The 275-nt window shown below is 65.1% G+C and carries 1 pseudogene; it reads right to left on the bottom strand.

From position 1 onward, the window contains the following. Positions 1–275: pseudogene (locus SB756_RS29825) on the bottom strand (diguanylate phosphodiesterase); the annotation flags it as partial.

Raw genomic sequence — 275 nt, 5'->3', positions numbered from 1 at the left:
CGAGTGTCGATGCACAATGCCGACCGGGTGGCCACGCCGGTCCAGTACGGCCAGCGAGTTCAGGTTGGCCTGGCGGCGAAACGACTCCAGCACCTGGGCAGTGGCGGTGTCTTGGTCCACCGCTGGTTGTTCGTTGAGCAGGGCGCTGAGGTCGCTGCCTTCTTCGCTGAGGGCGGTGCTGGCACTGTCTTGTTTGGGCAGCATCAAGTGCGCTTCTTGCGGCGGATGTTCCTGGGGCCGGCAGAGCAGATAGCCCTGGACCAGGTCGACGCCCA

The sequence above is a fragment of the Pseudomonas sp. SIMBA_068 genome, from assembly GCF_046534705.1.
GTDB classification, from domain to species: domain Bacteria; phylum Pseudomonadota; class Gammaproteobacteria; order Pseudomonadales; family Pseudomonadaceae; genus Aquipseudomonas; species Aquipseudomonas putida.
This window is presented reverse-complemented; position numbering and strand designations above follow the sequence as displayed.